The organism is Bacteroidota bacterium, assembly GCA_034723125.1.
GTDB lineage: Bacteria > Bacteroidota > Bacteroidia > CAILMK01 > JAAYUY01 > JAYEOP01.
In genome coordinates, this window is the sequence record JAYEOP010000166.1 from 1 (window position 1) to 15,112 (window position 15,112).

Below are 15,112 nucleotides of genomic sequence, written 5' to 3' on the forward strand. Positions count from 1 at the left end.
CAGGCAGGTGAGATTTTTATTTTTTGAGACGAGGCGATGCCTTAGCATCAGTGAGTTGAGAAAGATAAAAATATCGCAAAAAGATAGGAATCTAATTTTGCAGAGTTTTCTTAGAGACACTAAATAAATGATTCCATTTTTTATCTTTACAAACATACAAGAACCTCCCTTTAGGTAAATCTCATTTTTTTCTATTCAATCATCTATAAAATCTTATTTTTGCAAAAAAAATAAACTATGAATTTTATTGAAGAACTAAGGTGGAGAGGTATGATACACAATATTATGCCAGGTACTGAAGAGATAATTGAAAAAGAAATGGTAACCGCTTACGTAGGTATTGACCCTACTGCCGACTCTCTTCACATCGGTCATCTTGTTTCAATAATGATGTTGAAACATTTACAACTTGCAGGACATAAACCAATTGCACTTATAGGCGGAGCAACAGGAATGATTGGTGACCCATCGGGAAAATCCAAAGAACGCAATCTAATGAATGAAACTGAATTGAAAAATAATGAAAAAAAAATAAAAAAACAACTTTTAAAATTTCTTGATTTTAATTCCGAAAAACCAAACAATGCCGAACTTGCAAATAATTATGACTGGATGAAAGATTTTTCCTTTCTTGGTTTTTTAAGAGACATTGGAAAACATCTTACTTTGAACTATATGATTGCTAAAGATTCGGTAAAAACACGAATGGAAACAGGTATTTCATTTACTGAATTTTCTTACCAATTAGTTCAAGGTTATGATTTCCTTTATTTATTTGAAAACAAAAATTGCAAACTTCAAATGGGTGGCTCCGATCAATGGGGAAATATAACTTCAGGTACCGAACTTATAAGAAGAAAAATAGGTGAAAATGCGTATTCTTTAACCTGTCCTCTTATCACAAAAGCTGATGGTGGAAAGTTTGGCAAAACAGAAGAAGGTAATATTTGGTTAAACCCTGATTATACATCTCCTTATAAATTTTACCAATTCTGGTTAAATGTTTCTGATGTTGATGCAGAAAAATATATCAAAATTTTTACACTTCTTTCAAAAAAAGAAATTGATTCAATTATAATTAAACATCATAATGAACCCCATAAAAGGATTTTGCAACAAAAACTTGCAAAAGAAATAACAATTATGGTGCATTCGGAAAAGGATTACAACAATGCGATCAATGCTTCTCAACTTTTATTTGGCAAAAGCACATTAGAAGATTTACAAGAAATTGATGAACAAACATTCCTTTCTGCTTTTGATGGTATTCCACAATTTGAAATAAATAAAAATAATCTTAAAAACAAACTCAATGTTATCGACCTTTTAGCAGAAAAAGATCAAATATTTTTATCAAAAGGCGAAGCAAGACGATTTATTAAAGGTGGTGGATTAAGCATAAATAAAGAAAAAGTTCCGGATATAAATTCCGATTTTGACTCTAGCAATCTTTTATTCCATAAATATTTCTTAGTTCAAAAAGGAAAGAAAAAATATTTTTTGATAATTGCAAAGTAGAAAAAAATTGCAAGTTTCATTTTTAGGGGAAATTCTATAGGGGGGGGTTCTATAAATCACATAATAATTTTGACAAAAAAAAATGCTGTACTAAAAAGTACAGCATTTTTTAACCAAAATTGTCTGAAACACTAATTTATTCCGTAGGTGCTTCTTCTACAGGTGAATCTTCAGTTGCTTCTTCTACCGGTACGTCTTCTTCAACAGCTTCGTTCATTTCTTCTTCAACATCAACTTCTTCTTCAACTACTACATCTTCGGCATCTACCTCTACTGCGTCAACATCAGCTTCTTCAACTTGTTCTGTTCCTTCATCTTCTTGGTTGTCTGCTTTGTCATTGTTACAAGCAATAAATGCTACCATACCAAGTAATGCGATAAATACAAATAATAATTTTTTCATTTCTAAAATTTTTAGTTAAACAAAATATTTTAATTCATAACTTAATAAGAATTATTCAAAAAGGTAACCCAAGTAATTTAAAAAAAATAACAAAATGATTAATTAGTATGCTTTTCCAATATTATTTTTTAAAATTTGAAAATAAATAAAACTTGAAGAAAAATGAAAAATTCGGGTTACTTTTATTATATTTTTATATTAAGTATGAAAGAAAATGCATAAAAGCAAAAAAACAGAGAAAGATTTTATTGTAGGACTTAAAAAAAATGACAACTTTTCTTTAAGGTTTTTGTATAAATTGCATTTTCCTATGATTTTAAATTTTGTTCTTAGTAATAATGGAAGTGAACAGGAAGCTAAAGATGTTTATCAAGAAGCTTTCATAGTTTTTTATAATAACATTCATAACACAAAATTTAAGTTGGAATGTAAAATAAAAACTTATATTTATTCTGTTAGTAGAAGACTATGGCTTAATGAATTAAAATTCAAAAAGAAAACAGTTTCTAACATTAATGATGTTGAAGAATTTTTAATTTTTAATAAAGAAGATGAAGATAAATTACAAGAAGATGAGAAAAAGTTTGAAATTATTGATGATAGCTTTAAAAAATTGGGAGAGCCATGTACAACTATTTTAAAAGATTTTTACATACATAGTTTATCAATTCCGGAGATTGTTGAAAAAATGGGATATACAAATACAGATAATGCAAAAAATCAAAAATATAAATGTCTTAAAAGACTTAAAAAAATATTTTTTTCAAATTATAAATAAAACGCAGATATGGCAATAGATTTACACACATACGAACTTATTGACAAATATTTGCTTGGTCAACTAAGCGACAAAGAATTTAAAGATTTCAAAAGCAAACTTAAAACCGATCATGAATTAGCAGAGGAAGTTTCTTCACAAGAAGAGCTAATAAGTTTAATGAAAAGTTATGAGAAACGTAATAAGCTTAAAAAAGATCTTGATAATATTCATAAAGAAATTGATGTAAATAAAGTTAGGAAAAAATTGTACGAAGCTTATTTACCAAAAAAGCGAGCAAAAATTTGGCACTATGCAGCAACAATTACAGTTGCTGCTTCCGTAGCAATAGCTTCACTATTTGGAATTTTGTACTATACAGGCTTAATGAATTTTACTGATAAAATGGAATCGTTTTCTGAGTTAAAAAAAAATGTAGATAAAATCTCATCAACCCAAAGATCAATTTGGAAAGCCTTTGTTAAAAGTCAGGAAAAGGAAAAATCAACAAAATATAGTGGTACTTGTTTCTCTGTTTCTACCAATGGTTATCTTGCAACAAATTACCATCTTGTAAAAAATGTTGATTCCGTTTTTATTACAAATAAAATTGATTCAGTTGTTAAATACAGAACAGAAGTTATTTACAAAGATGCAATTCATGATTTAGCAATTTTAAAAATTACCGATACAACATTTTCCTCTTTTGGGGTACTACCTTTTACCTTTGGCGGCAAATTAGCCGATTTAGGTGAATATGTTTTTACCTTGGGATATTCAAAAAAAGATATTGTTTTTGGTGAAGGAGCAATAAGTTCTCTTACAGGTTATTTTGGAGATAGCTTATCTTATCAAATATCAATTCCTTCAAATCCGGGAAATAGTGGTGGACCTATTTTCGATACGGAAGGAAATGTAATAGGTATCCTTAGAGGAAAAAATTCAAAAAAAGCTAATGCCACTTATGCTATAAAATCAAATTTTTTAGTCAGTGTTATGGATTCAATTGCTGTTGACACCAATCTTGTTATTCCTGAAATAAATAAAATAAACAGTTTAAAGTGGAAAAAACGCACACTACAAATTAAAGATATTATGCCTTTTATTTTTACCGTAGAGGTTTATAGGTAGATTTTTGAGGTTCTATATTGATTTGTGTGGGTGAAAATATTAAAGCCACAGACTTCGTCTGTCGAAGACATGCTAATACTAAACCGCCATCAAGATACTGAAATTAAAACATTTCTTTTCGCCCTGTTTTTCTTCAAAAAATTATTCCGTAGCTATGGCTATGCAAGAATTTTGTGAAGAAAAACAAAACAAAAATAATTTATTTTCTTAATCAGCATCTTAATAGCGGTTTAGTATAAGTGTAATAAAAGTAAGCCTTTGTCTGTGAAAAATTTGATTACCCACAGTATTTGACAAAGAAACGTTATTTTGGAGAAACCTCCTCCTATTATTTACATTGAGTCAATTAATATATTCCAAAAAACAAAAAAAAGGCTCTCAAAAATGAGAGCCTTTTTTTTAATAAAATAATTAGCTGATTATTCTACAATTAACCTTTGAGTTGAAGAATTGCCATTTACACTAATTTTTAACATATAAATACCAGAATCTAAATTGTGAGTATTCAATTTAATATTCTGATTTCCTGCATTTAAATTTTTAGTTGTTTCAATAACTTTTTGACCAACTACATTAAATAGTTCAATATTTACTTTTGTTCTATTTTCTAAAGTCAATGAAATATTAGCTTCTTTAGAAACAGGATTTGGATAAACACTCATATTTAATGAAAAATTATTTTCTTTAATACTTATAGGACGTGTAAATGCTCCTATTAGGTCATTAAGAATATCATCAACAGGAACTTTAACATAATAGATACTATTTTCTGAAGGATCATCTTGGTTTTGTACTTCAGTTCCTGGAAATTCGTCTTCTTGGAATGTTAAGTGAAGATAGTTATCTACTCTTTTTCCAACTGTTGCAAAAACGTCTTCAGCAAAAGGATTTTTACTAATGTTTTGTGCATTAGCCCATGTTTGTCCATTATCTTTTGAATATGTAACATAAACATCACGGAAGTTTTCATTGTTTATTATAGAAACAGCTGTTTCAACCGGTGCTGTATAAATGAGGAAAATATTTCCGTCATCATCAATTGCTGCAACAGGCATTGTTACAAGAGCTGTATTTCCATAACGTGCTCCTTGAAGTATTTCATTGTTATCTTCATCTCGTCCCCATGTTTCAGGATTGATAGTTATTTCACCGTCTTCATTTTCATCAATCATTGATGTTGTATTAATGAGACCTCTGTTGGAATAAACTTTAAAGTACTCATAATGAGATAAAATATTATCAATAATTTCCACTACAAAAGAATCAAGAAGTATTGTTGAATCAGGAGGAATTATTGTTGAGTCTGTTGGTAATCCTGTTGCTGTATCAAAAGTATAAGTGTAATAAATTGGCCAAATATCTTTTGTTAGGCTAACAGTAAAAGGATTGTTAATGTCGTTATAAAGTTTAAGTGCCATTGATTTTTTTGCAGTTTTAGAAACTGTTGAATCACTAGTATTGAATGCGTAATTCCATGAAGTGTCATTCATAAAGGTTACTTTGTTTGCAACTTGATTATCAACATAAAGTCTGTAAACAGTAGTGTCTTTCCATATTGTATCGTTTACCAACATAGAATCATTTGTTGAAATATCGTTAAAATATTCAATACGACTCCAATTTCTGATAGGATAATACTGACCATCTCCAGGTTCGAAGTCCCATCCGTGAAGTGTTCCCCAAAATGCATGACAAACTTTATTGTCATCAACAAGAACGTTTACTGCACCATCATTGTAACGGAATGTAATTGTATCTCCTTGGAATTTTGGTTCAGGCCAAACAAAAGAATCAATAATTGTTCTTTCCCATGTATCGCCATAATCTAAAGATTTCCAAAGAACAATATATTTTGCAATTCCTCCTACTAAAATAGCTACAACATTATCTTTTACATCCATGGAATAAACATCACCACTACCAAATGAGAAAATTTCATCATTATAACCGGGAAGTGTGATTTTATCATCAACCCATGTATCATTTTTCATATCATAACGAGAAAAAACCATTGGTCTTTTAACGTTATTTTTTACAATAAGTGTGTCAGAATAATTTCCAATTACATAAAGATAATCCCCACTTGTTGCAGTTCTTGGCCATATTGGTCCAGTACCGTTATCTTTTTCAGTTTCTGCCCACACTGTTGAGCCGATTCCATCATTAGTATTTATTGAATAGCCACCGCTTCCGCCAGCATTAGAATAATGTGATAATACATTCTCAATAACATTTGTACCGTTATCGTAAGATGTAAGATTTGGCCAGCCTGTTCTAAGCATCTCAATTCTAGATGTAACGGTTGAAAACCAATCTGAACCATCAAAATGATTGTAACCCGAACCTCTTGTTGTCCATGGACTTGAATTTGGAGACGTGGTCCAAACGGCAGATACTTTTCCGTCAGAATAAACTTGTATCCTTCGTGGAATTGATGCATTGGTTTGAAGACCATAATTAGATAATCCGATTTTAACCCATTCAAAAGAATAATTTACTGATGTAATTTTCTTCTCTTCAGGTAATTTAAAAGGAACTTTTACAGCCGAGCTACTTCTGTAAGAATCATCATAAGTAACAGCTTCTTTTTGAATTTTTGCTGAATTTTTGTATTTCTCTAAGTTATTAAAATGTTTAACTTGCTGAGCATTTGCCACAAAAAATCCAATACTCAAAAATAAAATTAATAGTTTTTTCATTTGTTTAAGGTTTTATTAAAAAATAATAACATTTTATAAGTTGCAAAGGTAAATGAAGAATATTGAATATTAAAATCTATTTAAATTATTTTATTATGTATTGGAAGTTAGTAGTATATCTAATGTTTTGCTGTTCAAGTTAAATTTTCTTCCTAGAAAATTATTTGTAAGAATACCATGATAAAGAAAAATACCGTTTCTTGCGTTTTGTTTTTCCCAAAGATAATTTTCTATATTTCCAGCATTAATTAAATCAACAAGCAACTGTGAAAGAATGTTGCTAAGTGCAACTGAAGCAGTTTGTGGTACACGTGAAGGGATATTGGGAACACAATAATGCGTTACTCCGTGTTTTGTAAAAACAGGTTTTTCCAATAAAGTGGCTTTTGATGTTTCGCAACAGTTTTCTTGGTCAATGCTAATGTCAATTAATAGGCTTCCTTCTTTCATTTGGGAAATCATTTCTTCAGTAATTAACAAATTGGTATTGTTGTTTTGAGATTTGATAGCACAAATTACAACATCTGCATTTTTAACAGCGGTATTAAAAATATCAGGTTGAAGGATGGAACTATAAAATGGCACTCCTAAAGTATTATGTAAATCTCTAAGCTTTTGTACAGAATTATCAAATACTTTGATGCTTGCACCAAGTGCAAGTGCATTTTTTGTTGCATATTTTCCTACTATACCTGCACCGATAACCACTATTTCTGTCGGTGGAACTCCTGTTATTCCGCCCAAGAGAATACCTTTTCCATTTGTATCGGATAAATATTCGGAAGCAATAAAAACCGCTTCTCTACCAGCGATTTCACTCATAGATTGCACAATTGGAAAAAAGCCGTAATCATCCTTTAAAAACTCAAAAGAAATAGCTGTAGTTTTTTTCTCAATTAATAGTTCAAGTTGTTGTTTTTCAAGATGTGAAAGGCTGAGTGAAGAAATTAGTAATTGATTTTTTTTTAATAGTTTTATATCTTCAATTGAAGGAAAAGCAATTTTAAGAATTATATCGGATTGATAAACTTCTTTTTTTGATTCTGAAATTATTGCTCCTGCTTCTGAATATTGATGATTAGTAAATCTTGCATTTATTCCTGCATCTTTTTCAATAATAACTTTAAAATCATTATTTATTAAAATATTTATTGCCGAAGGTGTAAGTGGTACTCTCTTTTCGTTATCGGATATTTCTTTGGGAATACCTATGGAAAGAGATTTTCGTTTTGATGTATGCTTTACATATTCTTCTTTTGTAAGAACAGATGCAGATTTTGCTAAAATCTGTATTTCATCTTGTTTCAATTTATCCATTATCCTTTAGTTAATTCATTAAAAAAATCAAAACCAATTTACAACAAATAATTATTCTCTGCAAATAAATGTTCTTTTTGAGTTTTCCGTTGTTTCAATAAAAATTTTTGTAAAAAAATCAGGAAGCATATCATCAATTTTTTCAGCCCATTCTATAAAAACATATTCATCTGAAAAAAAATATTCTTCATATCCGAGTTCATAAATTTCCTCAGCATTTTTTATTCTATAAAAATCAAAGTGATAAATATTTTGTTTACCCGAATATTCATTTAAAATAGTGAACGAAGGACTGTTAACGATTTCATTAACTCCCAACTGAGTGCATAATTCTTTAATAAATGTTGTTTTGCCTGCACCAAGGTTGCCATAAAAAGCAATTTTTTTTGATTTGCAATTTGATAATATTTCTGTTGCAATTTCCGACAGTTGGTCAAGATTTTCACATTCCCATTTTTGCATAAATCAACTTTTACTTTCTAGTGTAATTACAGGAATAAGCATTTCTTCCAAAGAAATTCCTCCATGCTGAAATGTATTGTTGAAGAAATTTACATAATAATTGAAGTTATTTGGATAAATAAAGTAATTATCTTCTCTTGCAAAAATAAATGAGGCACTCAAACTTCTTTGTGGTAATTTAAAATCTTCTGGATTTCTGCATTGTAGTACTTCATTAGAATTAAACCTCAAACTTTTTCCTTGTTTAAATCTCAAATTTGCTGTTGTATTTTTATCCCCAACCACTTGTGATGGTTTATTAACTTTTATGGAACCGTGGTCGGTACTGATGACAAGGTAGCAATCCAATTCTGCAATGTTTTTTATAGCCTCGTACAAAGGTGAATGCTCAAACCAAGATTTTGTTAAAGACCTGTAAGCAGTTTCATCCTCAGCAAGTTCTTTTATAATTTCCATTTCTGTTCTTACATGAGAAAGAAGGTCAATAAAGTTGTAAACTATTACAGTGAGGTCTTTTTGTGAGTAATTTCGTATGTTTTCGGATAATTTTTTTCCCGCTTTTGGAGATGTTATTTTTTCATACTCAATTGATATATCTTTTCTTAAGCGTTGTAAATATTCTTGTAAAAATTCTTTCTCGTATTTATTCTTTGATCCTTTTTCTTCATCAAATACCCACCTTTCTCTATTATTTTTATAAATATCAAGAGGCATCATTCCTGAAAAAATTGCATTTCGTGAATAATTTGTAGTAGTAGGTAAAATACTATAATACATATCTTCATCAATAATCCTGAATTTGTCGGTTAGCAAAGATTGTATTGTTTTCCATTGGTCAAAACGAAAGTTATCTATTAAAATAAAAAATACAGGCTTGTTCTTTTTTGTTAGCGGAAGTACTTTTTTTAATAATAATTTATTAGACATCAATGGAGCTGTTTCAGGATTCTGTATCCAGTCTTTGTAGTTAGTAGAAATAAATTTAAAGAAATTAATATCTGCCTCTGATTTTTGATCTAAAAAAATTTCTTTTAAGCTTAAATCTGATGATTTTCCTAACTCAATTTCCCAATGAATTAATTGTCTGTAAGCATTTTTCCATTCTTCAGGGCTAAGTTTATCATTAATTGTCATTGATAATTCACCGAAATTCCTCTGGTACTGACTAGTTATTTTTTCACTAATCAGTCTTTTATGGTCAACAAGTTTTTTAATGGATAATAGTAATTGCTTTGGATTTACAGGTTTTATCAGGTAATCAGAAATTTGAGAACCAATAGCATCTTCCATAAAGTACTCATCTTCAGTTTTTGTTACCATAACAACAGGAACGTCTAAAATAATTTTTTGTATTTCTACAAGTGTATCCAAACCGCTTAGTCCGGGCATTTGTTCATCAAGAAAAATTATATTGAAAGGCTGATTTTTTACTTCTTCAATCGCATCAGTTCCATTATTAACTGCAACTACCTCATATCCTTTTTGTTCAAGGAAAATAATGTGGGGCTTCAATAAATCTATTTCATCATCAACCCAAAGTATTTTAATTTTATTCATAAATTTAACCGATTTTTTATATTTCTATATTTTAATTAAACAGGGAATTTAAGCAAATATTATACAATGGGAAAAAATAATATATTAAATGATCCGGTAAGTGGTTTTATCAGGATTTCCAATGACCTTATTCTTGAACTAATTGATCATCCTTATTTTCAAAGACTTAGAAGAATTAAGCAATTAGGTTTAACAGATTTGGTTTTCCCTGGAGCTACTCATACTCGTTTTCAACACACTCTTGGTGCATTTCAACTCATGAATGAAAGCATTGAAATCCTTAAAAGCAAAGGAGTAAAAATTACCGATAAGGAAGATTTCGCTGTGAAGGTAGCTATTTTGTTACATGACATTGGACATGGTCCTTTCTCTCACACTTTTGAAAATACTTTGATAAAAGATGTGCTTCATGAGGAAATATCATTAGTGTTAATGAAAGAATTGAATAAACATTTCAAAGGTAAGTTGGATTTGGCAATTAAAATTTTCCAGGATAAGTACGAAAGAAAGTTTTTCCATCAACTTATTTCCAGTCAGCTCGATGTTGACAGACTGGATTATTTGAGACGAGATAGTTTTTATTCAGGAGTTTCTGAGGGTATTGTCGGCTCCGAAAGGATAATAAGAATGATGAATGTTGTAGAGGATAATTTGGTAATTGAAAAAAAGGGAATCTATTCTATTGAAAATTTTTTACGTGCAAGGAGTTTTATGTACTGGCAGGTTTATTTACATAAAACTGTTATAGGTGCTGAAAAATTGTTGGTAAAAATTTTTGAAAGAGCGATAGAACTTGCAAAACAAGGAATTGAACTAAATTTAAATTCCAATATTGAATTTTTTATTACTAATGAGGTTAAAGTTAGTGATTTTAAAAATCAGCAAATTTTAAATAATTTTATAAGCCTTGATGATGCAGACATTTTGTTATCAATTAAAAGATGGGTTAGTCATGATGATAAAATATTGTCGGTTTTAAGTAGGAATTTTTTAGAAAGAAAACTTTTCAAAGTTGAGATTTCAATCAATCCTTTTAATAAAAACAGAGTTAATGAAATTAAAGAAATACTGATGAAAGATTTTGAAATTGAGGAAAAATTGACTAATTATTTCGTTTTCACCGATTTTATTCAAAATCTGATGTATGATTTTTCAGGATCAAATATTAGCGTCATGATTGATAATGATAATGTTGTAGATATTTCGGAAGCATCAAGTGGAATTAATCTTTCAGCAATGAGTAAAATTAATCAAAGATATTATCTTTGCTATCCAAAAAACATTAAAGTAAAATAGATGGAGTTAACAATAAAAGAGTTGTTGGATTTTATCGGGGGAGATACAAAAGAAAAACTTGATGAAAAAATCGTTATTACAACAATCTCTCCCATTGAAGAAGCAAAAGAAGGTGCAATCTCATTTTTGTATTTAAAATCCTATAATCAATATTTAAAAAGTAGTGATGCTGCTGTTGTTTTAGTAAATAAAAATTTTATTCCTGAAAGTAATGAGCATCCGCCTTTAATTTATGTTGATGATGTTAAAAAATCATTGATGTTGTTGATTAACAAATTCAAAGAAATTCAAGATTATAAAAGTGGAATTGAAGAGCCTGTTTATATTTCTAAAGATGTAAAGTATGGAGATAATGTTTATCTTGGAGCATTTGTTTACCTCGGAAAAGGTGTTCGTATTGGAAATAATGTAAAAATTTATCCTAATACTTTTATTGGTGATGATGTAAAAATTGATGATAACAGTATTATTTATGCCGGAGTAAAAATTTATAACAGATGTGAAATTGGAAAAAATTGTATTTTGCATTCAGGATGTATAATTGGTGGTGATGGTTTTGGTCATGAACCACAAAAGGATGGTTCCTATAAAAAAATTCCTCAAATAGGCAATGTTATCCTTAGAGACAATGTGGAAGTAGGTGCAAATACAACAATTGATAGGGCATCAATTGAATCAACAATAATTAATAAAGGAGTAAAATTAGACAATTTAATAATGATTGCTCATAATGTTGAAATAGGCGAAAACACTGTAGTAATTGCTCAAACAGGAATATCGGGTAGTACAAAAATAGGAAAAAGATGTATCTTAGCAGGTCAGTCTGGTTTTGTCGGACATATTTCTATTGCAGATGGCTCTCAGTTTGGAGCAAAAAGTGGTGTTTCTAAATCAATAAAAGAAGAAAATCAACAATGGTTTGGTGTTCCTTTGATGAAAGTAAAAGAATCATTAAAAATGCAAGTTTTACTAAGAAATTTACCTGATTTGTTTTCTCAAATAAAGGAAATAAAAAATGAACTTTTAAAAATTAAGTCTGAAAAATCTAATAATGGAAAATAAACAAAAAACAATACAGAAATCTGTAAGTATTTCTGGTGTAGGCTTACACACGGGTGCAAGAGTAAATATTACTTTTCAACCTGCGGCTGAAAATCATGGATACAAATTTCAAAGAGTTGACTTAAAAGATAAACCGATTATTAATGCTGATGTTGACTACGTAATTGGAACAGAGAGAGGTACAACTTTAGCAAAAGATGGTGTTGAGATTGGTACTGTTGAACACATTCTTGCTGCTGTTGCAGGACTTGAAATTGACAACATCCTTATTGAACTGGATGCCAAAGAGATACCAATAATGGACGGTAGCTCAGGTCCTTTTGTAAAAGCATTACTTGATGCAGGAATTAAAAAACAAAGTGCTGAAAAAGAATATTTTGAAATAACTTCCAATATTCACTATTCAGAAAAAGATTCAAATGTGGAAATGATAGCCATGCCACTTGATGGTTTTAGGCTTACTTGTATGATTGATTTTAAAAATCCAATTATCGGTAGCCAGCATGCTTCTATTTCTAAACTTTCAGAATTTCCAAGAGAAATTGCTTCAAACCGTACTTTTTGTTTGTTTACTGATATTGAAGAATTGCATAACAAAAATCTGATTAAAGGTGGCGATGTTAATAATGCAATTGTTGTAGTAGATAAAAAAGTAACAGATGCTGAATTAGAAAACATGTCTGTATTATTCAATAAAGATGTAAAAGATTTTCAAGTAGGAGAAGATGGTATTCTTAACAATGTGAAATTAAGATACCAAAACGAACCTGCTCGCCATAAATTATTGGATTTAATTGGAGACCTTGCTTTAGTTGGAGTTCCGTTAAAAGCTCAAATAATGGCAGCACGTCCGGGGCATTCGGCAAATATTGAATTTGCAAAAAAGATAAAAAAAACAATAAAGAACACAATTAAACAAAAGAAAAATCAGGCTCCGGTAATTGATATAAATAAAAAAGCTGTTTATAACATAACTGAAATTGAAAAAATACTACCCCATCGTCATCCGTTTTTGTTAGTTGATAGAATTCTTGAATTGGATGAAAAAAATATAATTGGAATAAAAAATGTTACTCATGATGAATATTTTTTCAGAGGACATTTTCCCGATAATCCAATAATGCCAGGCGTTTTACAAATTGAAGCTCTTGCACAATGTGGTGGCGTTTTAGTACTAAATAATGTTCCTGACCCTGAGAATTATTCAACTTATTTTTTAAAAATTGATAAAGCAAGATTCAAAGGAATGGTAACTCCCGGTGATACTTTAATTCTTAAATTGGTACTTACAGCACCTGTAAGAAGAGGAGTTTGTATGATGAAAGCTCAAGGCTTTGTAGGAAATAAAATTGTTGTTGAAGCTGAATTGATGGCTCAAATAGTAAAAACTAAATAATTATTAATATGCATCAACCTTTATCACATATACATCCTAATGCAAAAATTGCTCATAATGTTGTAATAGAACCTTTTGTAACAATTCATAATAATGTGGAAATTGGTAAAGATACTTGGATTGGTCCTAATGTTTCAATTCTGGAAGGAGCAAGAATTGGTAACGGATGCAAAATTTTTCCGGGTAGTGTTATTTCAGCAGTTCCTCAAGATTTGAAATTTAATGGAGAAAAATCTTTAACTATTATTGGCGATAATGTAACAATCAGAGAATACTGCACAATAAATCGCGGAACAGTTGACAAGTATCAAACTGTAATTAAAGATAATGCTTTGATTATGGCTTATGTTCATCTGGCTCATGACTGCCTTGTTGGTAGAAATACAATTTTGGCAAATGCTGTAAATCTTGCAGGGCATGTTGAAATTGGAGATAATGTAGTAGTTGGTGGTTTGTCCGCAATTCATCAGTTTGTTACCATTGGTAATTATGTTATGATATCAGGTGGATCGCTGGTAAGAAAAGATATTCCGCCTTACACAAAAGCTGCACGAGAACCCCTTTCGTATGCAGGTATTAATTCAATAGGATTAAGACGCAGAGGCTTTTCTGACAAAAAAATAAATGAAATACAAGATATTTACAGAATACTTTTTGTGCGAGGATATAATATTTCCCAAGCACTTACCTATATCGAAGCTGAATTTGCAGTAACAAAAGAAAGGGATGAAATTTTAAATTTTATCCGAAAATCTGATAGAGGTGTGATGAAAGGATACGTTAATAAAAAGTAAACTGGATGCAGGATGCAAGATACAGGATGCAAGATGCAGGATGCAAGATGCAGGATGCAAGATGCAGGATGCAAGATGCAGGATGCAAGATGCAGGATGCAAGATGCAGGATGCAAGATGCAGGATGCAAGATGCAGGATGCAAGATGCCCAGACGGGCTAACTTAGTGTCGCATCAGGATAGATGAAATGGGATTATAGGGAGTTTTAAAATAAATATTATGGAATAATTTGTATTTTTTGGATTGGTTATTTTAGGGGACTTCTATTATTTAACCCACTGATTTGATGTTTAAATACATTAAAGATAATTTAATTTATCCTGAAGTTGAGAGTAAAAATGGTATTGGGGGATTGGTAGTGGTTAAATTTGTTGTAGAAAAAGATGGTAGTATTACGAATACAAAAATACTAAAAGCCCTGACAGAAAATACTAATAAGGAAGCTTTGAGGCTTGTAAACAGTATGCCGAAATAGAATCCAGGAAAGCAAAGAGGAAAAGCGGTAAGAGTAACTATAAATTTGCCAATTAGGTTTGAGCTTGATTCTAAGTAGTGCCTCTAAGAAAACTGTCAAATTTTATGATTTCTAAGTTTTTTGACCTGCCTTTGCCGTCAGGCAGGTGAGATTTTTATTTTTTGAGACGAGGCGATGCCTTAGCATCAGTGAGTTGAGAAAAATAAAAATATCGCAAAAAGATAGAAATCTAATTTTGCAGAGT

Annotated in this window: 14 protein-coding genes; 9 read left to right on the forward strand and 5 right to left on the reverse strand. The window is 30.1% G+C overall.

Features of this window, described 5'->3' with window-relative positions:
• The first annotated feature begins 237 nt into the window (after nucleotides 1-237).
• Nucleotides 238-1,518: a tyrosine--tRNA ligase gene (tyrS, locus tag U9R42_05020; protein ID MEA3495379.1), complete on the forward strand. Its 1,281-nt coding sequence runs from the start codon at nucleotides 238-240 to the stop codon at nucleotides 1,516-1,518.
• Between the two features lie 136 nt (nucleotides 1,519-1,654).
• Here tyrS and U9R42_05025 read toward each other — a convergent pair whose 3' ends face one another.
• Nucleotides 1,655-1,921 carry a hypothetical protein gene (locus U9R42_05025; protein MEA3495380.1) on the reverse strand — a complete coding sequence of 89 codons (267 nt, stop codon included), beginning with the start codon at nucleotides 1,919-1,921 and terminating at the stop codon, nucleotides 1,655-1,657.
• A gap of 214 nt (nucleotides 1,922-2,135) precedes the next feature.
• On the opposite strand from U9R42_05025, the gene U9R42_05030 reads away from it, so the two are divergent.
• On the forward strand, nucleotides 2,136-2,699 hold the full coding sequence (locus U9R42_05030) for a sigma-70 family RNA polymerase sigma factor (GenBank protein ID MEA3495381.1): 564 nt from the start codon (nucleotides 2,136-2,138) through the stop codon (nucleotides 2,697-2,699).
• Between the two features lie 9 nt (nucleotides 2,700-2,708).
• Nucleotides 2,709-3,809 (forward strand): S1C family serine protease, encoded by a 1,101-nt coding sequence (locus tag U9R42_05035; protein MEA3495382.1) that lies wholly within the window; start codon nucleotides 2,709-2,711, stop codon nucleotides 3,807-3,809.
• A gap of 419 nt (nucleotides 3,810-4,228) precedes the next feature.
• On the opposite strand, the gene U9R42_05040 is transcribed toward U9R42_05035, so the two are convergent.
• From U9R42_05040 to U9R42_05055, 4 genes are all read right to left on the reverse strand, one after another.
• The gene (locus tag U9R42_05040; protein MEA3495383.1) at nucleotides 4,229-6,508 is read right to left on the reverse strand and encodes a T9SS type A sorting domain-containing protein; all 2,280 of its coding nucleotides are present in this window, start codon (nucleotides 6,506-6,508) and stop codon (nucleotides 4,229-4,231) included.
• A 93-nt stretch (nucleotides 6,509-6,601) separates the two neighbouring features.
• Complete coding sequence (locus U9R42_05045; GenBank protein ID MEA3495384.1) at nucleotides 6,602-7,825, reverse strand: alanine dehydrogenase; 1,224 nt, start codon at nucleotides 7,823-7,825, stop codon at nucleotides 6,602-6,604.
• 51 nt (nucleotides 7,826-7,876) lie between these two features.
• Nucleotides 7,877-8,287: a tRNA (adenosine(37)-N6)-threonylcarbamoyltransferase complex ATPase subunit type 1 TsaE gene (tsaE, locus tag U9R42_05050; GenBank protein ID MEA3495385.1), complete on the reverse strand. Its 411-nt coding sequence runs from the start codon at nucleotides 8,285-8,287 to the stop codon at nucleotides 7,877-7,879.
• 3 nt (nucleotides 8,288-8,290) lie between these two features.
• Entirely contained in the window at nucleotides 8,291-9,844 is a 1,554-nt protein-coding gene (locus tag U9R42_05055; protein ID MEA3495386.1) for a PglZ domain-containing protein, read from the reverse strand.
• Nucleotides 9,845-9,910: 66 nt separating this feature from the next.
• On the opposite strand from U9R42_05055, the gene U9R42_05060 reads away from it, so the two are divergent.
• From U9R42_05060 to U9R42_05085, 6 genes are all read left to right on the forward strand, one after another.
• Nucleotides 9,911-11,140 (forward strand): HD domain-containing protein, encoded by a 1,230-nt coding sequence (locus U9R42_05060; GenBank protein ID MEA3495387.1) that lies wholly within the window; start codon nucleotides 9,911-9,913, stop codon nucleotides 11,138-11,140.
• Nucleotides 11,141-12,202: a UDP-3-O-(3-hydroxymyristoyl)glucosamine N-acyltransferase gene (lpxD, locus tag U9R42_05065; GenBank protein ID MEA3495388.1), complete on the forward strand. Its 1,062-nt coding sequence runs from the start codon at nucleotides 11,141-11,143 to the stop codon at nucleotides 12,200-12,202. It begins immediately after the preceding gene.
• Nucleotides 12,192-13,598, forward strand: a complete 1,407-nt coding sequence (locus U9R42_05070; protein MEA3495389.1) for a bifunctional UDP-3-O-[3-hydroxymyristoyl] N-acetylglucosamine deacetylase/3-hydroxyacyl-ACP dehydratase — start codon at nucleotides 12,192-12,194, stop codon at nucleotides 13,596-13,598. The genes lpxD and U9R42_05070 overlap by 11 nt, the downstream gene beginning before the upstream one ends.
• Before the next feature lie 8 nt (nucleotides 13,599-13,606).
• Nucleotides 13,607-14,392: an acyl-ACP--UDP-N-acetylglucosamine O-acyltransferase gene (gene lpxA, locus U9R42_05075; protein ID MEA3495390.1), complete on the forward strand. Its 786-nt coding sequence runs from the start codon at nucleotides 13,607-13,609 to the stop codon at nucleotides 14,390-14,392.
• A 5-nt stretch (nucleotides 14,393-14,397) separates the two neighbouring features.
• Nucleotides 14,398-14,559, forward strand: coding sequence for a phosphotransferase (locus U9R42_05080; GenBank protein ID MEA3495391.1), 162 nt, complete (start codon nucleotides 14,398-14,400; stop codon nucleotides 14,557-14,559).
• A 120-nt stretch (nucleotides 14,560-14,679) separates the two neighbouring features.
• Entirely contained in the window at nucleotides 14,680-14,868 is a 189-nt protein-coding gene (locus U9R42_05085) for a TonB family protein (protein MEA3495392.1), read from the forward strand.
• Nucleotides 14,869-15,112 lie beyond the last annotated feature (244 nt).

Bases quoted from the DNA above. Each gene is read 5' to 3' on its own strand.
- tyrS (MEA3495379.1), top strand. From the start codon at position 238: ATGAATTTTATTGAAGAACTAAGGTGGAGAGGTATGATACACAATATT.
- U9R42_05025 (MEA3495380.1), bottom strand. From the start codon at position 1,921: ATGAAAAAATTATTATTTGTATTTATCGCATTACTTGGTATGGTAGCA.
- U9R42_05030 (MEA3495381.1), top strand. From the start codon at position 2,136: ATGCATAAAAGCAAAAAAACAGAGAAAGATTTTATTGTAGGACTTAAA.
- U9R42_05035 (MEA3495382.1), top strand. From the start codon at position 2,709: ATGGCAATAGATTTACACACATACGAACTTATTGACAAATATTTGCTT.
- U9R42_05040 (MEA3495383.1), bottom strand. From the start codon at position 6,508: ATGAAAAAACTATTAATTTTATTTTTGAGTATTGGATTTTTTGTGGCA.
- U9R42_05045 (MEA3495384.1), bottom strand. From the start codon at position 7,825: ATGGATAAATTGAAACAAGATGAAATACAGATTTTAGCAAAATCTGCA.
- tsaE (MEA3495385.1), bottom strand. From the start codon at position 8,287: ATGCAAAAATGGGAATGTGAAAATCTTGACCAACTGTCGGAAATTGCA.
- U9R42_05055 (MEA3495386.1), bottom strand. From the start codon at position 9,844: ATGAATAAAATTAAAATACTTTGGGTTGATGATGAAATAGATTTATTG.
- U9R42_05060 (MEA3495387.1), top strand. From the start codon at position 9,911: ATGGGAAAAAATAATATATTAAATGATCCGGTAAGTGGTTTTATCAGG.
- lpxD (MEA3495388.1), top strand. From the start codon at position 11,141: ATGGAGTTAACAATAAAAGAGTTGTTGGATTTTATCGGGGGAGATACA.
- U9R42_05070 (MEA3495389.1), top strand. From the start codon at position 12,192: ATGGAAAATAAACAAAAAACAATACAGAAATCTGTAAGTATTTCTGGT.
- lpxA (MEA3495390.1), top strand. From the start codon at position 13,607: ATGCATCAACCTTTATCACATATACATCCTAATGCAAAAATTGCTCAT.
- U9R42_05080 (MEA3495391.1), top strand. From the start codon at position 14,398: ATGCAGGATGCAAGATACAGGATGCAAGATGCAGGATGCAAGATGCAG.
- U9R42_05085 (MEA3495392.1), top strand. From the start codon at position 14,680: ATGTTTAAATACATTAAAGATAATTTAATTTATCCTGAAGTTGAGAGT.